We start from the raw sequence: 17,791 nt of genomic DNA on the forward strand, positions 1-17,791 counted from the left end.
CTTGCACCTCCCCGCTTCGCGCTTTATGCTCTGCCCCTATGAAAGCACCCCGTCTCCCCATCGCCCTTCAGCAAGCCGTTATGCGCAGCCTGCGGGAAAAACTCGCCCAGGCCAACCTGAAACTCGGCCGGAATTACCCTGAGCCGAAACTCGTCTACCAACAGCGTGGCACGGCGGCGGGTACGGCGTGGCTCGAATCCTATGAGATCCGTCTGAACCCGGTGCTGATGCTGGAAAATCAGCAGGCGTTTATTGAGGAAGTGGTGCCGCACGAGCTGGCGCACCTGCTGGTATGGAAACACTTTGGCCGCGTGGCACCCCACGGCAAAGAGTGGAAGTGGATGATGGAAGCCGTGCTGGGCGTTCCGGCACGCAGAACCCATCAGTTTGAACTTGAGTCGGTACGCCGCAATACCTTCCCCTACCGCTGCCAGTGTCAGCAGCATCAGCTTACCGTTCGCCGTCATAATCGCGTGGTGCGCGGCGAGGCCACCTACCGTTGCGTCAAATGTGGTGAACCGCTGGTCGCGGAATAACCAACTGAACTTTCAGGAACTTTCCTGATCTGACTGATTGCATACAGGAACAACATTCGTTACGTTGCGGGCTCGTTTTGACACGGAGTGTAAGATGTCCCGTAATTTTTCTCTCGCGGTCGCTTTTCTGGCGACAGCACTCTCCGGCCAGGTTCTGGCCGACGGTATTAACAGTTTCTCCCAGGCAAAAGCGGCAGGCGTAAAGGTCAACGCGGATGTTCCCGGTGATTTTTATTGCGGCTGTAAGATTAACTGGCAGGGTAAAAAAGGGATCGTTGATCTCGAATCCTGCGGCTATAAAGTGCGTAAGAATGAAAACCGCGCCAGCCGCATCGAGTGGGAACACGTGGTGCCGGCATGGCAGTTTGGCCACCAGCGTCAGTGCTGGCAGGATGGCGGTCGTAAAAATTGCGCCAAAGATCCGGTCTATCGCCAGATGGAAAGCGATATGCACAACCTGCAACCCGCGGTTGGCGAGGTGAATGGCGATCGCGGCAACTTTATGTACAGCCAGTGGAACGGCGGAGAGGGTCAGTACGGCCAGTGCGGCATGAAGGTTGATTTTAAAGAGAAAGTCGCTGAGCCCCCGGCCCGCGCGCGCGGCAGTATCGCCCGCACCTATTTCTATATGCGTGACCGTTACGACCTCAACCTTTCCCGCCAGCAGACGCAGCTGTTCAACGCGTGGGACAAGCAATATCCGGTGACGGAATGGGAATGCCAGCGTGACGCGCGCATCGCGAAAGTTCAGGGTAATCACAACCCTTACGTCCAGCGGGCTTGCCAGGCGCAAAAGAGCTAACCTACACTAGCGGCAATTCGCTTACACCGCATGACATATGGAATTTCTGACTATGCGCATTCCTCGCATCTACCACCCTGAGCTGATTACCGTCGGCCGCGAAATTGCCCTCTCTGACGATGCCGCCAACCATGTTGGTCGCGTACTGCGCATGGGAGCAGGACAAGCTATTCAGCTGTTTGATGGTTCTAATCAGGTTTTCGACGCGGAAATTACGCGTGCTGATAAAAAAAGCGTGCATGTAACGATATTGCGCGGCGAAGTGGATGACCGTGAATCTCCGCTGCACATACACCTGGGACAGGTGATGTCGCGCGGAGAAAAGATGGAATTCACCATCCAGAAATCCATTGAACTGGGTGTAAGCCTCATTACGCCACTTTTTTCTGAGCGCTGTGGCGTTAAACTGGATGCGGAACGTCTGAATAAAAAGATCCAGCAGTGGCAGAAAATTGCCATTGCTGCCTGTGAACAGAGTGGCCGCAACCGTATTCCGGAGATCCGCCCGGCGATGGATCTGGAGGACTGGTGTGCTGAAGAGGAAAGCGGGCTGAAGCTCAATCTCCATCCACGCGCCAGCGCCAGCATCAATACGCTGCCGCTACCCGTTGAACGTGTTCGCCTGCTGATTGGTCCGGAAGGCGGCTTGTCCGCTGACGAAATTGCCATGACGGCGCGTTACCAGTTTACTGATATTCTGTTGGGACCTCGCGTTCTGCGTACTGAGACAACGGCACTCACAGCCATTACCGCGCTACAGGTGCGTTTTGGCGATCTGGGTTAACGCTAAGCCTGAGCCCTCAGGCTTTTAACGGAGATGAAAATGATCAAGCTCGGCATCGTGATGGATCCCATCGCAAACATTAACATCAAGAAAGATTCCAGCTTCGCGATGCTGCTGGAAGCGCAGCGTCGCGGCTATGAACTCCACTACATGGAGATGAACGATCTTTACCTGATCAACGGTGAAGCCCGCGCACGCACCCGCATCGTTAACGTCGAGCAGAATTACGACAAATGGTATGAATTCGGCACCGAGCAGGATATTGCCCTTGCCGACCTCAATGTCATTCTGATGCGTAAAGATCCTCCGTTCGACACCGAATACATCTACTGCACCTATATCCTTGAGCGCGCGGAAGAGAAAGGAACGCTGATCGTCAACAAACCGCAGAGCCTGCGCGACTGTAACGAGAAGCTCTACACTGCATGGTTCTCTGACCTGACGCCTGAAACGCTGGTGACCCGCAACAAGGCACAGCTGAAAGCGTTCTGGCAGAAACACGGCGACATCATCATGAAACCGCTGGACGGCATGGGTGGCGCATCTATTTTCCGCGTGAAGGAGAGCGACCCGAATATTGGGGTGATTGCCGAAACGCTGACCGAGCTGGGCACGCGTTACTGCATGGCACAAAACTACCTCCCGGCCATTAAAGATGGCGATAAACGCGTTCTGGTGGTGGATGGTGAACCGGTGCCGTATTGCCTCGCGCGTATCCCGCAGGGCGGCGAAACCCGCGGTAACCTGGCGGCCGGTGGCCGCGGTGAGCCGCGCCCGTTAAGTGAAAGCGACTGGGAAATTGCCCGCCGCGTTGGCCCGACACTGAAAGCCAAGGGCCTGATTTTTGTCGGCCTGGATATCATCGGCGATCGTCTGACCGAAGTGAACGTGACCAGCCCAACCTGTATTCGTGAAATCGAAGCGGAATTCCCGATTTCGATCACCGGAATGCTGATGGACGCCATCGAGAAACGTTTACAGAAATAACCTTTCAATACTATTAGTGACAGCACCCCGGTTTGTCCGCATACTGGGGCTGTCGCTTTTTAAACCAGGAAACAGTACCTCTGACAATGAATTTACAGCATCACTTTCTTATTGCCATGCCTGCTCTCCAGGATCCGATTTTTCGCCGCGCCGTGGTTTATATTTGTGAATACAATGAAGACGGCGCGATGGGCATTATCATCAACAAACCGCTGGAAAACCTGCAGGTTGAAGGGATTCTGGACAAGCTGAAAATTTCGGCTGAAGAGCGTCTGCCGGAAATCAGGCTTGATAAACCGGTGATGCTGGGCGGGCCACTCGCAGAGGATCGCGGTTTTATCCTGCATACGCCGCCGGTCTTCTCTTCCAGTATTCGCATCTCTGACAACACCGTCATTACGACCTCTCGCGACGTACTCGAAACGCTGGGTACCGCTGAGCAGCCGTCGGAAGTGCTGGTGGCGCTGGGCTACTCCTCCTGGGAGAAAGGCCAGCTTGAGCAAGAGATCCTCGATAACGCCTGGCTGACCGCGCCTGCGGACATGAACATTCTGTTTAAAACCCCTATTGCCGATCGCTGGCGTGACGCCGCAAAACTGATCGGCATTGATATCCTGACTATGCCTGGCGTAGCGGGGCATGCCTGATGAGCGGAACACTTCTGGCCTTCGATTTTGGCACCAAAAGCATAGGCGTCGCCGTGGGTCAGCGAATCACGGGTACCGCACGTCCACTCACGGCCCTGAAGGCCAGTGACGGCACACCGGACTGGAACCTCATCGAGCGCCTGCTAAAAGAGTGGCAGCCGGATGACGTCATCGTTGGGTTACCGCTGAACATGGATGGCACTGAACAACCGCTTACCGCCCGAGCGCGTAAGTTCGCCAATAAAATCCATGGCCGCTTTGGCGTCTCCGTGAAGCTCCACGACGAGCGTCTGAGCACCGTTGAAGCACGTGCAGGTCTTTTTGAACACGGCGGCTTCAGGGCTCTCAACAAAGGCAGCGTTGACTCCGCGTCTGCTGTCATCATTCTCGAAAGCTATTTCGAACAGGGTTATTGAGCGCCGGGGCCTGGAGTTGCCCCTGCGCCCGTCTTTCAGCCAGGCTCTGGTCAAAGTTCTGCATCCCCGCCTGCTGGCCGGTTTGAATAATACCGGGCAATTGCCACGTTTTTCCTTCGCGAATGAGATTCGCCGCCGCCGGAGTATTCACCAGCAGCTCATAAAGCGCCACGCGCCCGCCCTGCGCATCGGGGAGGAGCTTTTGCGCCAGCACCGCCCGCAGGCTGCCGGCCAGCTGATTGCGCACCGGATCTTTCTCCTGCGCCGGAAACGTATCGACCAGCCGCTCAATCGCCTGCGCTGCCCCGCGGGTATGCAGTGTCGCGAGCACCAGATGTCCGGTTTCTGCCGCCGTCAGCGCGAGGCGGATTGTTTCACTGTCGCGCAGCTCACCCAGCAGTATGACATCAGGATCCTGGCGTAACGCCCCGCGCAGCGCGTCGGCAAATGACGGGCTGTGTTGGCCAATCTCGCGCTGCTGGATCAGGCACCGTTCGCTCTGGTACAGAAACTCCACCGGGTCTTCGAGCGTCAGAATATGCCCGTCAGTATGGTGATTAAGAAAATCCACCATCGCTGCCAGCGTAGTGGACTTACCGCTGCCGGTTGCCCCGGTGACCAGAATTAGCCCGTTGTCACTGGATAACAGCTCAGGAACAACCCGGGGCACCCCCAACACGGAGAGTTGCGGGCAGACCCCGGGCAACAGCCGCAGCGTCATTGAGACGCCGCTTGTCTGTTTAAACGCGCTTCCGCGCAGGCGCTGATTGCCCGCCAGGGTAACGGCAAAATCCACCTGCCCGTTCGCCCACCACGTTCCCTGCTGTTCATCGTTGAGCCACGCTTTTAATAGCGTATCGACTTCGGGCGGCGGAAACGGCGCGGGTTCAAGACGACCTGATCTGCGCCAGCGCGGTGGCGAATCACTGCACAGGTGTAGATCGGAGACATTATGCTTTACACTAAGGGCCACAATTTCTTCCACATCCATACAATACTCCTCGGAAAATGAACGACATTGCGCACAACCTGGCACAGGTCCGGGACAAAATCTCAGCTGCAGCAACACGTTGCGGCCGTGCTTCAGAAGAAATTACGTTACTTGCAGTGAGTAAAACCAAGCCTGCGAGCGCCATCGCAGATGCGATTGAGGCGGGTCAGCATGCGTTTGGTGAAAACTACGTGCAGGAGGGCGTGGATAAAATTCGCTTCTTCCAGGAACAGGGGAAGACGGATCTGCAATGGCACTTTATTGGCCCCTTGCAGTCGAACAAAAGCCGTCTGGTCGCTGAACATTTCGACTGGTGCCATACCATTGACCGTTTGCGTATTGCTTCGCGCCTGAACGACCAGCGCCCTGAAGCGTTACCGCCGCTAAATGTGCTGATTCAGGTCAACATCAGTGACGAAAACAGCAAGTCCGGTATTGCACTGGAAGAACTGGATGCGCTGGCAGCAGATGTCGCGGCACTGCCGCGCTTAACTCTGCGCGGGTTAATGGCCATCCCGGCACCGGAGTCAAGTTATGAAAGGCAGTTTGCCGTGGCACAGCAAATGGCTGTAGCATTTGAGGCGCTTAAAGCGCGCTATGAAACGGTAGACACGCTTTCTCTGGGCATGTCGGATGATATGGAAGCCGCCATCGCGGCAGGCAGCACTATGGTGCGCATCGGCACGGCAATTTTCGGTGCGCGCGATTACACCCAATAATAAGGAAACCTGAGGAACGCCATGAAGACGTTGACTTTCCTGCTTTCAACGGTCATTGAGCTGTATACGATGGCGCTGTTACTGCGCGTCTGGATGCAGTGGGCCCGCTGTGATTTTTACAATCCGTTCTCGCAGTTTGTCGTGAAAATCACGCAACCTATCGTAGGACCGCTGCGTCGCGTCATTCCGGCGATGGGCCCCATTGACAGTGCTTCTCTGCTGGTCGCGTTTATTCTGAGCGTTATCAAAGCGATTGTGCTGTTTATGGTTATCACCTTCCAGCCGATAATCTGGATTGCCGCCGTACTGATTCTGATAAAAACCGTCGGTCTGCTGATCTTCTGGGTGCTGCTGGTCATGGCGATCATGAGCTGGGTAAGCCAGGGCCGTAGTCCGGTGGAGTACGCGTTAATTCAGCTGGCTGAGCCGCTGCTGCGTCCAATCCGTAACCTGCTTCCGTCTATGGGCGGCATCGATTTCTCTCCGATGATCCTGGTTCTGCTGCTGTACGTCGTGAATATGGGGATCGCTGAGCTGTTACAGTCCACGGGCGATATGCTGCTGCCGGGGCTGTGGATGGCGCTATGAGTGCAGTGAGCACCTGCGCTGACGGGCTGGTTTTACGGCTGTATATTCAGCCGAAAGCCAGCCGTGACAGTATTGTTGGACTGCATGGCGACGAGCTAAAAGTCGCCATCACTGCCCCACCGGTTGATGGCCAGGCGAATGCGCATCTGACCAAATATCTGGCAAAACAGTTTCGTGTCGCCAAAAGCCAGGTGATCATCGAGAAAGGTGAACTTGGGCGGCATAAACAGGTAAAAATTCTTAACCCGCAATCTATCCCGACGGAAGTCGCGGCGCTGACAGAGCAGGATTAAACCATGCAGAAAGTTGTTCTCGCTACCGGTAACGCCGGTAAAGTGCGCGAGCTGGCCTCGCTATTAAATGATTTTGGACTGGATGTCGTTGCACAGACCGAACTGGGTGTGGATTCCGCCGAAGAGACAGGGCTGACGTTTATCGAAAACGCGATCCTGAAAGCGCGCCATGCCGCACAGATTACCGGTTTGCCCGCGATTGCCGACGACTCCGGTCTGGCGGTAGATGCCCTTGGCGGTGCGCCGGGTATCTACTCCGCACGCTATTCTGGCGTCGATGCCACCGACCAGCAGAATCTGGAAAAGCTGCTTGTCGCGCTTAAAGACGTGCCAGATGATAAACGCCAGGCTCAGTTCCACTGCGTACTGGTCTATCTGCGTCATGCCGAAGACCCTACGCCAGTCGTCTGCCACGGCAGCTGGCCGGGTGTGATTACCCGTGAAGCGGCAGGCAGTGGTGGCTTTGGCTACGACCCGATTTTCTTTGTCCCGTCTGAGGGCAAAACCGCTGCGGAACTGTCCCGCGAAGAGAAAAGCGCGATTTCCCACCGTGGACGCGCCCTGAAACTGTTACTGGAAGCACTGCGTAATGGCTAATTTGCCACCTCTGAGTCTTTATATTCACATCCCGTGGTGCGTGCAGAAATGCCCGTACTGCGATTTCAACTCGCACGCGCTGAAAGGTGAAGTGCCGCATGATGACTACGTTGCGCATCTGCTGGCCGACCTCGATGCCGATGTACCTTACGCACAGGGACGTGAAGTTAAGACCATTTTCATTGGTGGCGGTACGCCGAGCCTGCTTTCTGGCCCGGCGATGCAAACGCTGCTGGACGGCGTGCGTGCGCGCCTGAACCTGGCCGCGGATGCTGAAATAACAATGGAAGCCAACCCCGGCACCGTTGAAGCCGACCGTTTTGTCGATTATCAACGTGCAGGCGTGAACCGCATCTCGATCGGTGTCCAGAGCTTTAGCGAGCCGAAGCTGAAACGTCTTGGACGCATTCACGGCCCGGAAGAGGCAAAGCGCGCGGCAAACCTGGCCACTGGCTTAGGCCTGCGCAGCTTTAACCTGGATTTGATGCACGGCCTGCCGGATCAGTCGCTGGAGGAAGCGCTGGACGATCTGCGTCAGGCGATCGCGCTTAACCCACCGCATCTCTCTTGGTATCAGCTGACTATTGAGCCAAACACGCTGTTTGGTTCCCGTCCGCCGGTGCTGCCGGATGATGACGCCCTGTGGGATATCTTTGAGCAAGGTCATCAGCTTTTGACCGCGGCAGGGTATCAGCAATACGAAACCTCCGCATACGCGAAGCCGGGTTACCAGTGTCAGCACAACCTGAACTACTGGCGCTTTGGTGATTATCTGGGGATTGGCTGTGGCGCACACGGTAAAGTGACCTTCCCTGACGGGCGCATCCTGCGTACCGCCAAAACGCGTCATCCGCGTGGTTACATGGAAGGCCGCTACCTTGAACGTCAGCATGATGTTGAGGCGGCGGATAAACCGTTTGAATTCTTTATGAACCGCTTCCGCTTGCTGGAACCCGCACCACGTGCGGAGTTTGCGCGTTATACCGGATTGCCGGAAACCACGATTCGTCCGCAGATTGACGAGGCGCTGGCGCAGGGATATCTCACCGAGTGTGAGGATTACTGGCAGATCACCGAGCACGGCAAACTGTTTTTAAACTCCCTCCTTGAGTTGTTCCTCGCAGAAGATTCCTGAAGGCTGATTCAGGATTTTGCACCCCATTCTGCCGGCTGAGGGAAAGGCTGGCAAAGTGTGGGGATGGATATTACTCGAACTTATGCAAAACAGCTCAGACGGGAGCTGACAAAAGAAGAAAGACGGCTTTGGTATCTACTGCGCAGCCGCCGTTTCGAAAATTATAAATTTCGTCGACAACATCCTGTAGATCACTACATTCTGGATTTCGCCTGCTGTGCGGCTCATCTGGCTATTGAACTGGATGGCGAGCAACATGATGAAAAGCAGGAATACGATCGTCAAAGAACGTGCTGGCTTAACGAGAAAGGCTGGTATGTCATTCGATTTTGGAACAACGAACTCTGGAATAACGAAGAGGCGGTGTTAGAAAAGATCCTTGAAACACTGCAAATGCTGCAACCCTCACCCCGGCCCTCTCTCTGAAAGGGAGAGGGAGCAAACCATCCCCTCGCCCCTTTGGGGAGAGGGTTAGGGTGAGGGGAAATTACTTCAGCGTCCCCACCAGCGCCTTGCGGCTATCCTCCAGCGACACTACGCGTTTACAGACGTCTTTGCCGAACTGCTGGAAATCGTCTTCCTGGTTCTTCCACTCGTTCTGAATCGAGGTCTGCAGACCGCCCAGGCTACCGAGCACGCCCTGCAGTGGGTTACCGCCGCCTTTCAGCACCGCTTTAGCCCCCATCTCGTTAATACTGTCCTGCAGAATGCCACCCATTGCCTGGTTCACCAGCTGCTGACCGTCGGCACGAACCTGATCTATTGCCTTGTAATGGAACGTCAGGCCGTCGGAGCGATGCTCAATAATGCGGTTCATCTGCTCTTTCAGCTGTTTGTCGAGCTTCGTCAGGCGGGTGCGCATGTTACTGCTCTCTCCCACCTCTTTGGTGATGATCTTATCCAGCGCGACGCGGCTCTTCTCTACGCGCGTCAGGGCACCTTCATCAATCCACGGCAGCGCGGTACGCAAATCGGCCTGGTAGTCTTTCGCCTGCTCACGCTGAGCGGGGGTCAGGTTGTACTGTTTACCGTTAAATGTGACGTTCCCGTCCGGCGTAATCACCAGATGACCGTTCTCGCCTTTGACCTGCACGGTTTGCGGGCTTAACACCACGTCATCACGCGGGGTGACGCTACATTTATACTCCGCATGAGCGGTGAATCCGGTTGCCATTAAGGCAACAGCCAGCAACGTTTTGCGCATCTTAAACACTCCCTCAGACAAAATGGGCCAGCTAATGCTGGCCCCTTACTGCTTAATTAGTCCCACCAAACGTCAAAAAGTTCGCTGACGCGGACATCTTCCAGTTTGTGGTCTTCAAGCCATTTGCGTACAAGCGCCTGATGTTCTTCGGTGCATTTACCGACTTCCTGGGTGCAGATCAGACCTTCCCATGCCAGATAACCGCTACCATCAAAGGCCAGCTTGTTTGGCTCGATCACTTCATTAATGAACGCATCTACGTCCTGATCGATCTGGTCTACGCTGGTGCCTTCCGGGAAACGCCACGCAACGGAGAAGCCCACTTCCTGGAATTCTTCGATGTGCATTTTTTTACGCAGACGACGGCTACGATTCTTTGCCATTATTTCACCCTCTCGAACATTAAGTCCCATACGCCGTGACCAAGACGATGGCCACGCTGTTCAAATTTTGTCACCGGACGTGAATCCGGACGCGGTACATAGTCGTTGCTTGCAGACTGGTTTTTATACCCGTCCAGAGACGACATGACTTCCAGCATATGTTCCGCATAAGGTTCCCAGTCGGTCGCCATATGGAAGACACCGCCCAGTTTCAGCTTACTTTTTACCAGCTCAGCAAACGGCGCCTGAACGATACGGCGTTTATTATGCCGTGCTTTGTGCCACGGGTCAGGGAAAAAGAGCTGAACCATGGTCAAAGAATTGTCAGGAATCATTTTGTGCAGCACTTCAACCGCGTCGTGACACATAACGCGCAGGTTCTCAACGCCCTCTTCATGAGCCGTTGCCAGACATGCGCCTACGCCTGGTGAGTGCACCTCAATGCCGAGGAAATTTTGCTCCGGGCGCGCGTGGGCCATGGTAACCAGTGAAGACCCCATACCGAAGCCAATCTCCAGTGTTACCGGCGCGTCGCGACCAAACAGCTCGGTAAAGTCCAGAGGCTGCTCGCTGAACTCAACGCCCATCACCGGCCAGTAGTTGTCCAGCGCATGTTGCTGCCCTTTGGTCAGGCGACCCTGACGGCGGACAAAGCTGCGAATACGGCGCAGCGGGCGACCGTTTTCATCAAATTCCGGTGAAATGACGTCGTTTTTCATAAAAGAGTTGTCTGCTTGTGAGAATGTTCGGGAAACGGGCATTATCCAAAGTTAAGGCTTCTATGCAAGCATGGGAAAGATCCGGTTTACAGCAGATTGACGCTGTGCTGCAATCGGCGTCCCTGATTATGCGAATCGATGACCATGCAAGCCTCTCAATTTTCAGCCCAGGTGCTGGACTGGTACGACAAATACGGGCGTAAAACCCTGCCCTGGCAAATTGAAAAAACGCCTTACAAAGTATGGCTCTCCGAAGTGATGTTGCAACAAACGCAGGTCGCCACGGTGATTCCTTACTTCGAGCGCTTTATGGCACGTTTCCCAACGGTGACCGACTTGGCCAATGCGCCATTAGACGAGGTGCTGCACCTGTGGACCGGTCTCGGTTACTACGCCCGTGCGCGCAATTTGCATAAAGCCGCGCAGCAGGTGGCGACCCGACACCACGGCACATTTCCGGAAACCTTCGATGAAGTGGCCGATTTGCCCGGCGTCGGACGTTCAACCGCAGGCGCGATCCTCTCCCTGTCTTTGGGCAAGCATTTCCCGATCCTCGACGGCAACGTGAAGCGCGTCCTCGCACGATGCTATGCCGTTGACGGCTGGCCGGGAAAAAAAGAGGTGGAAAAACGGCTGTGGGAGATCAGCGAAGCGGTTACCCCGGCAAAAGGCGTGGAGCGCTTTAACCAGGCGATGATGGACCTGGGGGCCATGGTCTGCACGCGATCAAAACCGAAATGCGAACTTTGCCCGGTCAATAATCTCTGCGTGGCTTATGCAAACCACGCATGGGCGCAGTATCCGGGCAAAAAGCCAAAGCAGACGCTGCCAGAGCGCACCGGCTACATGCTGTTGATGCAGCATGGCGATGGCGTCTTTCTGGCGCAGCGGCCGCCGAGCGGCCTGTGGGGTGGTCTATACTGCTTCCCACAGTTTGAAGATGAAGAATTGTTACGGGAATGGCTTAAACAGCGCGGCATCGCTGCCGATAACCTGACGCAGCTGACCGCGTTTCGTCATACCTTTAGCCATTTCCATCTGGATATTGTACCGATGTGGCTTCCCGTGTCCTCAATCACCGCCTGCATGGATGAAGGAGCGGCTCTCTGGTATAACTTAGCGCAACCGCCATCAGTCGGGCTGGCGGCTCCCGTGGAGCGCCTGTTACAGCAATTACGTGCCGGTGCAATGGTTTAGCATCAGCCACCAACAGAGGAATGAGTATGGCCAGAACTATTTTTTGTACTTTCCTGCAGCGTGACGCTGAAGGCCAGGATTTCCAGCTTTATCCGGGCGAATTGGGTAAGCGCATCTATAACGAAATTTCCAAAGAAGCCTGGGGACAGTGGCAGAAAAAACAGACCATGCTGATCAACGAGAAGAAACTCAGCATGATGAACCCGGAGCACCGCAAGCTGCTTGAGCAGGAGATGGTGAACTTCCTGTTCGAAGGCAAAGACGTCCACATCGAAGGCTATACGCCGCCGGAAAAATAACAGCGTGCGGGGGCAACTCCGCCGTACAAGCAAACACAACACGCACTCCCGGAATGATGAAAAAATTTTTAGCGCTAGCCCTTGTTGCGCCGTTGCTTGTCTCTTGTTCTTCCAAAAAAGGCGATGATTACAACGAAGCCTGGATAAAGGACACCAACGGTTTTGACATTTTGATGGGGCAGTTTGCCCATAACATCGAAAATATATGGGGATTTAACGAAGTTCTTATTGCCGGACCTAAGGACTACGTTAAGTACACCGACGCCTATCAGACCCGTAGCCACATCAACTTTGATGAGGGGACTATCACGGTTGAAACCATCGCAGGCACCGAACCTGCCGCACGGTTACGTCAGGCGATCGTGAAAACCTTGCTGATGGGTGACGATCCAGGCTCAATCGATCTCTACTCCGACGCCGATGACATCACCATCTCCAAAGAACCGTTCCTGTACGGCCAGGTTGTCGATCAGACCGGACAGGCCATTCGCTGGGAAGGGCGTGCCACAAAATTTGCCGATTATCTGCTGCAGACGCGCCTGAAAAGCCGCTCTAACGGCCTGAAGATCATCTACAGCGTCACCATTAACCTCGTGCCGAACCACCTCGATAAACGTGCGCATAAGTACATTGGCATGGTGCGTCAGGCCTCGCGTAAGTACGGCGTGGATGAGTCGCTGATCCTGGCGATCATGCAGACCGAATCGTCGTTTAACCCGTACGCGGTAAGCCGTTCCGACGCGCTGGGACTGATGCAGGTCGTGCAACACAGCGCAGGTAAAGACGTCTTCCGCGCTCAGGGGAAATCCGGTACGCCGAGCCGCAGTTATCTGTTCGATCCGCAAAGCAACATTGATACCGGCACCGCCTACCTGGCGATGCTCAACAATGTCTACCTGGGGGGAATTGATAACCCGACATCACGTCGCTATGCGGTGATCACCGCGTATAACGGCGGGGCGGGCAGCGTCCTGCGCGTCTTCTCGAGTGACAAAGTGCAGGCGGCGAATATCATCAACAGTATGGCGCCGGGGGATGTCTATTCCACGCTCACCACCCGACACCCGTCTGCGGAATCGCGTCGTTATCTGTATAAAGTGAACACGGCGCAAAAAAACTACCGTCGACGCTAAACCCTTTACCCTGCCCTCTTCCTGTGGGAGAGGGTGAGGGCATCAGACCGCTCCCTCCCCGCTCCCACCCATACGAAAATGTTATTTGCATCACAATCCAAACTGCAAATTAATGTGGATTGCATTTTTTTGCGGGAGGTAACAAAACATAACCTCGCCTGCTGATAGAATTGCATCAAATAACAACCCTGAATGTTCCTATAACAACATATCTCCCGCTCACTTGTGAGGAAAGTAACATGAACCTTAAGCTGCAGCTTAAAATATTGTCGTTTCTGCAGTTCTGCCTGTGGGGTAGCTGGCTGACTACACTCGGCTCCTATATGTTTGTGACGCTCAAGTTCGATGGTGCGTCTATCGGTGCCGTCTACAGCTCGCTCGGCATTGCGGCTGTCTTTATGCCAACGCTGCTGGGGATCGTGGCGGATAAATGGTTAAGTGCGAAATGGCTGTACATGCTTTGCCATCTGGTGGGTGCGGGGACGCTGTTTATGGCAGCCCAGGTCACCACGCCGGGGGCGATGTTCATGGTGATCCTGTTTAACTCGCTGGCCTATATGCCAACGCTTGGCCTGATCAACACCATCTCCTACTACCGCCTGAAATCTGCCGGTATGGAAATCGTCACCGATTTCCCACCAATCCGTATCTGGGGCACCATCGGCTTTATCATGGCAATGTGGGGCGTGAGCTTCGCAGGCTTCGAACTGAGCCATATGCAGCTCTACATCGGGGCGGCACTCTCCGTGGTGCTGGCGCTGTTCACCCTGACCCTGCCGCATATTCCGGTGTCTAACCAGCAGAAAAACCAGAGCTGGAGCACCATGCTCGGTCTGGACGCCTTTGCGCTGTTTAAAAACAAACGCATGGCGATCTTCTTTATCTTCTCCATGCTGCTGGGTGCGGAACTGCAGATCACCAACATGTTCGGCAACACCTTCCTGCACAGCTTCGACAATAACCCGCTGTTCTCTGGCAGCTTTATCGTTGAACATGCGTCAGTGATGATGTCCATCTCTCAGATCTCTGAGACGCTGTTCATCCTGACCATCCCGTTCTTCCTGAGCCGCTACGGCATCAAGAACGTCATGCTGATCAGTATCGCTGCATGGATGTTGCGCTTCGGTCTGTTTGCCTACGGCGACCCAAGCCCGTTCGGTACCGTGCTGCTGGTTCTGTCGATGATTGTTTACGGCTGCGCCTTCGACTTCTTCAACATCTCTGGTTCGGTGTTTGTGGAAAAAGAGGTGAAACCTGAAATTCGCGCCAGTGCTCAGGGTATGTTCCTGATGATGACCAACGGCTTCGGCTGTATTCTGGGCGGTGTGGTGAGCGGTAAAGTGGTTGAGATGTACACCACTAACGGCATCACCAACTGGCAGCCCGTGTGGCTTATCTTCGCCGCGTACTCATTGGTACTGTTCTTCGCGTTTATCGCACTGTTCAAGTACAAGCACGTACGCGAACCGCACGCTGCGCAGCCTATCGCGCATTAATGATTACCCCTCTCCTTTCAGGAGAGGGGTAATTTCGCCAGCACCCATCCTACCGACAATAAATCCGCACTGCCCCCCGGGCTTAAATTCCGTTCAATGAGCGCATTGTCCATCTGTATTAATGCATCACGATCCCAGCCACGCGTCAGTAATGCCCGCGCATAACCCTGCACATAGCGCAGCCCTTCCATACCGCCGCGCGACACCAGGTTACTGTCCTGATTCATCGCCATCAGGCGCAGCAGCAGGTCATGAAGCGCGTGCCCGTTCCATTGCGCCAGCGCTGCACGCACCGTAGCAAAACCGCTTTCCGCTTCGCCCCGCGCGCCGGTTAACCCATACTGCTGAAACTGCCGCTCCCCTGCCGTCGCCTGTCCACTGCGCGCTGCCAGCTCACGCGCCACCAGCCCGCGACAGAGGTGACTCACCTCACTACAGAGGCTCTCAGCCGTGGCGTGTTTCACACGTCCGGCGGCAAAGCACAGCAAACCGAGGGCAAAAATGCCGCCTTTATGCGTGTTCACCCCGCATGTTGCAGCGTACATTGCCTGTTCACAGGCAATGCCCATCGGGCGAATGATCCGTATTTGTTCCGCCACGGGTTTATCCGCATGGGTATGACCCAGCTCTGCAAAGCGCGCAAACCACGGGGTGATAGCCGCAATACTGCGGGCAAACAGCGCATGGTCCATATCGCGGTGTGCACCGTTGTTGAGCTTATCCACCAGACCCGGCTTTGGCGTCAACGCCAGCTCCTGCCATAACGCCTCTTCGGCGAGCCCTGGCACATCGCATGGCTGCGGGTTAGTCGCGAGCAAACCAGTCATCGATCATCTTCTCCACGCGAGCCACCACCTGCTCTACAGGATGCTTACGCGAACGGGAACAGGCGTGGGCAGGCTCATCACATACCAGACAGCGCCGGAGGTGTGCCCCTAAAGACTGGCGCCCCACATGCCCCTGTACCGGGCAGATCACATCCAAATCCCACAGCCTGCCGAGCGGGTGAGTCTGCTCCAGATCCGTACAGTGCGCTTTGATTTCCGCCGCCGGATGCGCCACGCACCAGATTGCTTCTGGCCCGGTGGGCAGCCACAGCACCTGGCGGTCCAGCACCTGCCAGCGGTTTTCCCACAGCAGCTGGTCGCACATCTGCAATGCCACGCCCATCGTATTGCGATAGCGCAGGCTGTCTTTGATCTCCCCGGGGGTAACGAGCGTGAGAGAAATCACCGGTTGTTGATAGTGCGTGAGCCAGTCAGTCTGGCGTGCTGCACGGCGCTCTTTCGCCGCCAGCAGCTCCTCCAGGCTGACACCCGCCCGCACGGGTGTCGCTACAGTCATCATTACTCCTTCACCTGTCGAACGGTGTCGATGACGCTGCCGTCGCGGTAGCGGATCACACCGACGATTTTGTCGGTAAACTCAATGGGTTTTGGTACGCCGGTCAGTGATATCGCCCGCTCGAAAAGCGCGTTGATATCGACAACGTTGAGACCTGCGGCAAGCAGTCGTTCGCGGATTTCCGGGCGTGCCGGGTTAACCGCGATGCCGTGATCGGTAACCAGCACGTCGATGCTCTCCCCGGGCGTCAGCCGGGTGGTCACCCGCTTCACGACGGTTGGAATACGGCTACGCAGCAGGGGGGCGACCACGATGGTCAGGTTCGCCGCCGCGGCCACATCACAATGTCCGCCGGATGCCCCACGCATTACGCCGTCAGAGCCGGTAATAACATTGACGTTAAAATCGACGTCAATTTCCAGGGCGCTGAGGATCACCACATCAAGCTGGTCGCAGCTTGCTGCCTTGCTGCCGGGGTTGGCATAAACGTTGGTGGAGATCTCCACATGATTCGGATTTCGTACCAGCGAGGCCGCGGCCTGGCCGTCGAAACACTGGGTATCGAGCAGCTTTTCGATCAGGCCTTTCTCGTGCAGATCCACCAGGCTGCCGGTAATGCCCCCGAGCGCGAAGCGCGCCTTCACGCCGCTGCGCTCCATTTTCTCCTCCATAAAGCGGGTACAGGCGGTAGCCGCCGCACCGGAGCCGGTCTGCATGGAAAAACCGGGTTTGAAATAGCCTGAATGTTCAATCACATCCGCCGCGTAGCGGGCAATCATCAGCTCACGCGGATTACTGGTCACGCGAGCTGCACCGACGCTGATTTTCGCCGGGTCACCCACGCTCTCCACCTGCACAATGTAATCCACCTGATCCTGCACCAGGCTGGCAGGCATATTCGGGAACGGCACCAGTTCTTCGGTCAGCAGCACCACCTTGCGGGCGAAATGCGCGTCCACCATTGCATAGCCAAGCGAGCCGCAGCACGATTTCCCGTGCGTGCCGTTGGCGTTGCCAAATTCATCGCTGCACGGCACGCCAAGAAACGCCACGTCGATATTCAGCTCGCCGTCCTGCAACAGCTTCACGCGCCCGCCGTGGGAGTGAATTTGTACCGGCTCGGCCATCAACCCGTGTGAGATAGCGTCCGCCAGCTTGCCCCGCATACCGGAGGTGTAAATCCGGGTGATAACGCCGCTTTCGATGTGTTCGATCAGCGCGTCGTTACAGGTCATCAGCGAGCTGGAAGCCAGCGTCAGGTTTTTAAAGCCCATACGCGCAAGCAGCGCCACGACGGTATTGATCACCCGGTCGCCTTCGCGAAACGCATGGTGGAAGGAGACGGTCATCCCGTCCTGTAACCCGCTGCGTAACACCGCCTCTTCGACCGAAGCACAGAGCTTACGGGTGTGTTTTTCGTCAGGGCTGTTCAGCCATGGCGTTGCGCTGTGGGCGGTATCAAACGGTTTTAAGTCCCGCAGATGGGGGAAATTCACATGGAGAAGTTCTGTCTGATTCATT

At 55.7% G+C, this 17,791-nt stretch carries 23 protein-coding genes; 16 read left to right on the forward strand and 7 right to left on the reverse strand.

Features of this window, described 5'->3' with window-relative positions; all coding sequences use genetic code 11:
• The first annotated feature begins 38 nt into the window (after window positions 1–38).
• From AM379_RS03935 to ruvX, 6 genes are all read left to right on the forward strand, one after another.
• Window positions 39–536 (forward strand): SprT family zinc-dependent metalloprotease, encoded by a 498-nt coding sequence (locus AM379_RS03935; RefSeq protein ID WP_032670169.1) that lies wholly within the window; start codon window positions 39–41, stop codon window positions 534–536.
• Between the two features lie 94 nt (window positions 537–630).
• On the forward strand, window positions 631–1,338 hold the full coding sequence (endA, locus tag AM379_RS03940; RefSeq protein ID WP_106503478.1) for a deoxyribonuclease I: 708 nt from the start codon (window positions 631–633) through the stop codon (window positions 1,336–1,338).
• A gap of 52 nt (window positions 1,339–1,390) precedes the next feature.
• Complete coding sequence (gene rsmE / locus AM379_RS03945) at window positions 1,391–2,122, forward strand: 16S rRNA (uracil(1498)-N(3))-methyltransferase (RefSeq protein ID WP_020883697.1); 732 nt, start codon at window positions 1,391–1,393, stop codon at window positions 2,120–2,122.
• A 39-nt stretch (window positions 2,123–2,161) separates the two neighbouring features.
• Window positions 2,162–3,109: a glutathione synthase gene (gshB, locus tag AM379_RS03950; protein ID WP_020883696.1), complete on the forward strand. Its 948-nt coding sequence runs from the start codon at window positions 2,162–2,164 to the stop codon at window positions 3,107–3,109.
• Between the two features lie 86 nt (window positions 3,110–3,195).
• Window positions 3,196–3,756, forward strand: a complete 561-nt coding sequence (locus AM379_RS03955) for a YqgE/AlgH family protein (protein ID WP_020883695.1) — start codon at window positions 3,196–3,198, stop codon at window positions 3,754–3,756.
• Window positions 3,756–4,172: a Holliday junction resolvase RuvX gene (gene ruvX, locus AM379_RS03960; RefSeq protein WP_014171567.1), complete on the forward strand. Its 417-nt coding sequence runs from the start codon at window positions 3,756–3,758 to the stop codon at window positions 4,170–4,172. Before AM379_RS03955 ends, ruvX begins: the two co-directional genes overlap by 1 nt.
• On the opposite strand, the gene AM379_RS03965 is transcribed toward ruvX, so the two are convergent.
• A complete protein-coding gene (locus tag AM379_RS03965) occupies window positions 4,138–5,163 on the reverse strand; it encodes a type IV pilus twitching motility protein PilT (RefSeq protein ID WP_044865461.1) in 1,026 nt (341 codons plus the stop codon). The two genes, ruvX and AM379_RS03965, sit on opposite strands and share 35 nt — an antisense overlap.
• A gap of 17 nt (window positions 5,164–5,180) precedes the next feature.
• Here AM379_RS03965 and AM379_RS03970 point away from each other — a divergent pair, with 17 nt between their 5' ends.
• The 6 genes from AM379_RS03970 (at window position 5,181) to AM379_RS03995 (ending at window position 8,921) form a co-directional block, all read left to right on the forward strand.
• The gene (locus tag AM379_RS03970) at window positions 5,181–5,882 is read left to right on the forward strand and encodes a YggS family pyridoxal phosphate-dependent enzyme (RefSeq protein WP_014171569.1); all 702 of its coding nucleotides are present in this window, start codon (window positions 5,181–5,183) and stop codon (window positions 5,880–5,882) included.
• 21 nt (window positions 5,883–5,903) lie between these two features.
• Complete coding sequence (locus tag AM379_RS03975; RefSeq protein WP_014171570.1) at window positions 5,904–6,470, forward strand: YggT family protein; 567 nt, start codon at window positions 5,904–5,906, stop codon at window positions 6,468–6,470.
• Window positions 6,467–6,763: a DUF167 family protein YggU gene (gene yggU / locus AM379_RS03980; RefSeq protein ID WP_014885193.1), complete on the forward strand. Its 297-nt coding sequence runs from the start codon at window positions 6,467–6,469 to the stop codon at window positions 6,761–6,763. The genes AM379_RS03975 and yggU overlap by 4 nt, the downstream gene beginning before the upstream one ends.
• Before the next feature lie 3 nt (window positions 6,764–6,766).
• A complete protein-coding gene (locus AM379_RS03985; RefSeq protein ID WP_014171572.1) occupies window positions 6,767–7,360 on the forward strand; it encodes an XTP/dITP diphosphatase in 594 nt (197 codons plus the stop codon).
• Window positions 7,353–8,495, forward strand: a complete 1,143-nt coding sequence (gene hemW, locus AM379_RS03990) for a radical SAM family heme chaperone HemW (RefSeq protein WP_106503479.1) — start codon at window positions 7,353–7,355, stop codon at window positions 8,493–8,495. The genes AM379_RS03985 and hemW overlap by 8 nt, the downstream gene beginning before the upstream one ends.
• Before the next feature lie 63 nt (window positions 8,496–8,558).
• The gene (locus AM379_RS03995) at window positions 8,559–8,921 is read left to right on the forward strand and encodes an endonuclease domain-containing protein (protein WP_106503480.1); all 363 of its coding nucleotides are present in this window, start codon (window positions 8,559–8,561) and stop codon (window positions 8,919–8,921) included.
• 61 nt (window positions 8,922–8,982) lie between these two features.
• Here AM379_RS03995 and AM379_RS04000 read toward each other — a convergent pair whose 3' ends face one another.
• From AM379_RS04000 to trmB, 3 genes are read right to left on the reverse strand one after another with little or no spacing between them, the layout of a single operon-like run.
• The gene (locus tag AM379_RS04000) at window positions 8,983–9,699 is read right to left on the reverse strand and encodes a DUF2884 domain-containing protein (protein WP_020883689.1); all 717 of its coding nucleotides are present in this window, start codon (window positions 9,697–9,699) and stop codon (window positions 8,983–8,985) included.
• A 56-nt stretch (window positions 9,700–9,755) separates the two neighbouring features.
• Window positions 9,756–10,082 carry a YggL family protein gene (locus tag AM379_RS04005; protein ID WP_020883688.1) on the reverse strand — a complete coding sequence of 109 codons (327 nt, stop codon included), beginning with the start codon at window positions 10,080–10,082 and terminating at the stop codon, window positions 9,756–9,758.
• Window positions 10,082–10,801, reverse strand: a complete 720-nt coding sequence (gene trmB / locus AM379_RS04010) for a tRNA (guanosine(46)-N7)-methyltransferase TrmB (protein WP_020883687.1) — start codon at window positions 10,799–10,801, stop codon at window positions 10,082–10,084. Before trmB ends, AM379_RS04005 begins: the two co-directional genes overlap by 1 nt.
• A 144-nt stretch (window positions 10,802–10,945) precedes the next feature.
• Between trmB and mutY the strand changes: the two genes are divergently transcribed.
• From mutY to AM379_RS04030, 4 genes are all read left to right on the forward strand, one after another.
• Window positions 10,946–11,998, forward strand: coding sequence for an A/G-specific adenine glycosylase (gene mutY, locus AM379_RS04015; RefSeq protein ID WP_168769596.1), 1,053 nt, complete (start codon window positions 10,946–10,948; stop codon window positions 11,996–11,998).
• Window positions 11,999–12,024: 26 nt separating this feature from the next.
• Window positions 12,025–12,297, forward strand: a complete 273-nt coding sequence (locus tag AM379_RS04020) for an oxidative damage protection protein (RefSeq protein WP_013098674.1) — start codon at window positions 12,025–12,027, stop codon at window positions 12,295–12,297.
• A gap of 56 nt (window positions 12,298–12,353) precedes the next feature.
• Complete coding sequence (mltC, locus tag AM379_RS04025; RefSeq protein WP_025203253.1) at window positions 12,354–13,430, forward strand: membrane-bound lytic murein transglycosylase MltC; 1,077 nt, start codon at window positions 12,354–12,356, stop codon at window positions 13,428–13,430.
• A gap of 239 nt (window positions 13,431–13,669) precedes the next feature.
• Entirely contained in the window at window positions 13,670–14,926 is a 1,257-nt protein-coding gene (locus AM379_RS04030; protein ID WP_020883685.1) for a nucleoside permease, read from the forward strand.
• A gap of 17 nt (window positions 14,927–14,943) precedes the next feature.
• Here the strand turns inward: AM379_RS04030 and citG are convergent, their stop codons facing one another.
• From citG to citF, 3 genes are read right to left on the reverse strand one after another with little or no spacing between them, the layout of a single operon-like run.
• Window positions 14,944–15,753: a triphosphoribosyl-dephospho-CoA synthase CitG gene (gene citG, locus AM379_RS04035; RefSeq protein ID WP_032678954.1), complete on the reverse strand. Its 810-nt coding sequence runs from the start codon at window positions 15,751–15,753 to the stop codon at window positions 14,944–14,946.
• The gene (citX, locus tag AM379_RS04040) at window positions 15,731–16,270 is read right to left on the reverse strand and encodes a citrate lyase holo-[acyl-carrier protein] synthase (RefSeq protein ID WP_025203251.1); all 540 of its coding nucleotides are present in this window, start codon (window positions 16,268–16,270) and stop codon (window positions 15,731–15,733) included. The genes citG and citX overlap by 23 nt, the downstream gene beginning before the upstream one ends.
• Window positions 16,271–16,272: 2 nt before the next feature.
• Window positions 16,273–17,790, reverse strand: a complete 1,518-nt coding sequence (gene citF, locus AM379_RS04045; RefSeq protein ID WP_106503481.1) for a citrate lyase subunit alpha — start codon at window positions 17,788–17,790, stop codon at window positions 16,273–16,275.
• Between the last annotated feature and the right edge of the window lies 1 nt (window position 17,791).

Origin of the sequence: Enterobacter cloacae complex sp. FDA-CDC-AR_0132, from assembly GCF_003010695.1 — a bacterium.
Classification (GTDB): domain Bacteria; phylum Pseudomonadota; class Gammaproteobacteria; order Enterobacterales; family Enterobacteriaceae; genus Enterobacter; species Enterobacter ludwigii.

Bases quoted from the DNA above. Each gene is read 5' to 3' on its own strand.
- mltC (WP_025203253.1), top strand. From the start codon at position 12,354: ATGAAAAAATTTTTAGCGCTAGCCCTTGTTGCGCCGTTGCTTGTCTCT.
- AM379_RS03985 (WP_014171572.1), top strand. From the start codon at position 6,767: ATGCAGAAAGTTGTTCTCGCTACCGGTAACGCCGGTAAAGTGCGCGAG.
- hemW (WP_106503479.1), top strand. From the start codon at position 7,353: ATGGCTAATTTGCCACCTCTGAGTCTTTATATTCACATCCCGTGGTGC.
- yggU (WP_014885193.1), top strand. From the start codon at position 6,467: ATGAGTGCAGTGAGCACCTGCGCTGACGGGCTGGTTTTACGGCTGTAT.
- ruvX (WP_014171567.1), top strand. From the start codon at position 3,756: ATGAGCGGAACACTTCTGGCCTTCGATTTTGGCACCAAAAGCATAGGC.
- AM379_RS03965 (WP_044865461.1), bottom strand. From the start codon at position 5,163: ATGGATGTGGAAGAAATTGTGGCCCTTAGTGTAAAGCATAATGTCTCC.
- citF (WP_106503481.1), bottom strand. From the start codon at position 17,790: ATGAATCAGACAGAACTTCTCCATGTGAATTTCCCCCATCTGCGGGAC.
- AM379_RS04000 (WP_020883689.1), bottom strand. From the start codon at position 9,699: ATGCGCAAAACGTTGCTGGCTGTTGCCTTAATGGCAACCGGATTCACC.
- AM379_RS04005 (WP_020883688.1), bottom strand. From the start codon at position 10,082: ATGGCAAAGAATCGTAGCCGTCGTCTGCGTAAAAAAATGCACATCGAA.
- AM379_RS03995 (WP_106503480.1), top strand. From the start codon at position 8,559: ATGGATATTACTCGAACTTATGCAAAACAGCTCAGACGGGAGCTGACA.
- AM379_RS03975 (WP_014171570.1), top strand. From the start codon at position 5,904: ATGAAGACGTTGACTTTCCTGCTTTCAACGGTCATTGAGCTGTATACG.
- mutY (WP_168769596.1), top strand. From the start codon at position 10,946: ATGCAAGCCTCTCAATTTTCAGCCCAGGTGCTGGACTGGTACGACAAA.
- citX (WP_025203251.1), bottom strand. From the start codon at position 16,270: ATGACTGTAGCGACACCCGTGCGGGCGGGTGTCAGCCTGGAGGAGCTG.
- gshB (WP_020883696.1), top strand. From the start codon at position 2,162: ATGATCAAGCTCGGCATCGTGATGGATCCCATCGCAAACATTAACATC.
- AM379_RS03935 (WP_032670169.1), top strand. From the start codon at position 39: ATGAAAGCACCCCGTCTCCCCATCGCCCTTCAGCAAGCCGTTATGCGC.
- AM379_RS04030 (WP_020883685.1), top strand. From the start codon at position 13,670: ATGAACCTTAAGCTGCAGCTTAAAATATTGTCGTTTCTGCAGTTCTGC.
- endA (WP_106503478.1), top strand. From the start codon at position 631: ATGTCCCGTAATTTTTCTCTCGCGGTCGCTTTTCTGGCGACAGCACTC.
- citG (WP_032678954.1), bottom strand. From the start codon at position 15,753: ATGACTGGTTTGCTCGCGACTAACCCGCAGCCATGCGATGTGCCAGGG.
- AM379_RS03970 (WP_014171569.1), top strand. From the start codon at position 5,181: ATGAACGACATTGCGCACAACCTGGCACAGGTCCGGGACAAAATCTCA.
- AM379_RS04020 (WP_013098674.1), top strand. From the start codon at position 12,025: ATGGCCAGAACTATTTTTTGTACTTTCCTGCAGCGTGACGCTGAAGGC.
- rsmE (WP_020883697.1), top strand. From the start codon at position 1,391: ATGCGCATTCCTCGCATCTACCACCCTGAGCTGATTACCGTCGGCCGC.
- trmB (WP_020883687.1), bottom strand. From the start codon at position 10,801: ATGAAAAACGACGTCATTTCACCGGAATTTGATGAAAACGGTCGCCCG.
- AM379_RS03955 (WP_020883695.1), top strand. From the start codon at position 3,196: ATGAATTTACAGCATCACTTTCTTATTGCCATGCCTGCTCTCCAGGAT.